The organism is Algibacter sp., from assembly GCF_049667265.1.
Lineage (GTDB): Bacteria > Bacteroidota > Bacteroidia > Flavobacteriales > Flavobacteriaceae > Algibacter_B.
The window spans coordinates 1-2,397 of sequence record NZ_JBATHX010000092.1; the positions used below are offsets into that span (position 1 = coordinate 1).

At 33.6% G+C, this 2,397-nt stretch carries 2 protein-coding genes; both read right to left on the reverse strand.

What is annotated here, in order from left to right; genetic code table 11:
* A partial coding sequence (locus tag WBN21_RS03410) for a RagB/SusD family nutrient uptake outer membrane protein (RefSeq protein ID WP_424197894.1) occupies positions 1–568 on the reverse strand: 568 nt, incomplete at its 3' end.
* Positions 569–595: 27 nt separating this feature from the next.
* Positions 596–2,397, reverse strand: a 1,802-nt coding sequence (locus WBN21_RS03415) for a SusC/RagA family TonB-linked outer membrane protein (protein ID WP_424197895.1), incomplete at its 5' end; no start/stop codon positions are given.

Consider the following 2,397-nt stretch of genomic DNA (forward strand, 5'->3'; position numbering starts at 1 on the left):
CACTTTCAATTTGTGCATATACATCAGCTCTAGCAGTTTTAGCAATACCAAAATCTTCTGCTACTTCCGGAACTGTTAATCTTAAAGGTATATCACCAAACATGGTGGTAAGTTCGAAATAACACCATGCTCTCATAAATTTAGCTTCGGCTAAGGCGGTTTCCTTATTACTAAGATCACTATCTTTTATGTTTTCTATAACTAAATTTGACAATGCAATGGTTCTATAAAACAAATCCCAAATACTACTTATAGAAGCATTAGAAGAAGATACATTAGTATAATCATATATCTCATGTAATTGCGGTTGGTCACTAGGACCACTTCCGCCAGTACCAGCAGCATCTCCTGGAAGTATCTTTAGAAAAAAAGCACTATGCCAATCTCTAGCATAATTAAATTGCATCAAATCATAAATACCAATTATGGCAGTTTCTACATTGGCTTCTTCAAGAAAGTAGGTGTCTAATGGTTCTACATTAATCCTAGGATTGGTAGTGAATTCATCATCACAAGCATATATGCCAAAAAAAGCAATAGCTGTAAGTATTAAAAATATTTTTTTCATAATTCTATAATTTTTTCTATTAAGTTACTAAAATTCAACTGATAATCCAAACAATGCCTTAGCAGCAGTTGGGTAAAACCCTCTGTCCACTCCTACTGAATTGAAGCTAAAGTTTCCAACTTCTGGATCAAGACCACTATACTTAGTGAATGTGAAATAGTCATCTAAAGACACATAAAGTCTAAGATTATCTAATTTTAATTTGTCAGCGAAACTGTCAGGTAATGTATAACCTAGTTGTATTTGTTTAATTCTCATGTAAGACCCATCTTCAACAACTAAGTCTGTATCATATGCACTTATTGCATTAGCTGCAGAAGGAAAGCTAGCATCGTCTCCAGCTTGTTGCCATCTCTCGGTATAAAAATGTACAGGTTTATTTGTAATAGCACGTGACGGTTGAAAGTATGTTGCCATAATATCATTACCGATTGTACCTTGAAATTGTAAGTTAAAATCAAACGCTTTGTAACCTAAAGCTATATTTCCACCAAATAATACATCTGGGTGTGGAGACCCTATCATTGTTTTATCGGCATTTGTAATGCCACTAACACCATCCGTATCTGCTCTAATTACTTCTCCTGTAGCTGAATCTATCCCTTCGGTTTTATAACCGTAAAAATACCAAGCAGGAAGTCCTTCAGTAAATCTAGTAACACCATCTGGGTTTTGAGGTGCACCTGCACCAACTAAAGATGCTCCTTGTGGTAAAAAAAGTATTTCTTTAACTACATTCTTTAAAGTAGATAAATTTGCACTAACATTATAAGATAAACCGCCTGCAGTTGTATCGCCATATCCAAGTTCAAACTCAAACCCTTTATTTTCAATAGTACCTGCATTAAACTCGTTTGAAACAAACCCTGCAGATCCTGGAGTAATTAATGACCCATCTGAAACTATAGCATCTCTAGTAGTTTTTGTATAATAATCCATAGAGAACCTTAATCTGCTGTTTAATGCTCTTAAATCTATACCTAAATCTAATTGTTCTGATGTTTCCCAAACTAAGTTAGGATTAGAGTAACCTGTAATTTGAGCTCCTGTATTTCCTAGATAGCTAAGTCCTAGGCCATTTGAAAATGAAGTGATATAAGTAACATCAGAATTTCCATTTAAGTTTGATTTACTACCATTTTGACCCCAACTACCTCTTAATTTTAAATAATCAATTTTAGAGTTTTCATTCCAAAAATCTTCTTTAGATAAAACCCAACCTACTGAAACAGCAGGAAAAGTTCCTGTTTTATTTGCTGACGGGAATTTATCAGAAGTATCAGACCTTAGTGAACCTTCAAATAAATATTTACCAGCATAATCATAAGATAATCTTCCAAATAGTGACACCATATTATCTTTTGTAGGGTCCACCTGATTAATTTGATCGCTAAACGATCCTGGACCAAAATTGAAACCTGTAAAATCTTCAATAGCTACAGATCCACTTCTGTTTATTATTGTAGAAGCATCAGTATCTTCAGCTGAATAACCTGCTAATAATGCGAAATTATGATCACCAATTGTCTTATCGTAAGTTGCAAAATTCTCCCATAACCATCTTCTACTTTTTCTATAATTTTGAGATCCTGTATAGGTTGTATTGGCAGCTTCAGAAGCGAAATAATAAGGATTTATCATGTTTTTTTCGTCCGTTTTACTACTTTCTCTTCCGTATCTAGTAGTAATATGTAACCCTTCTATAACTCTTAGTTTTAGATATGCTGAAAAAATAGATTGATTTTCATCATATAATGTACTGTTCATTACATTAGCTAAAGCTACTGGATTTACGGTTTCACCTGTAGAATAACTTGGATAACCATAAA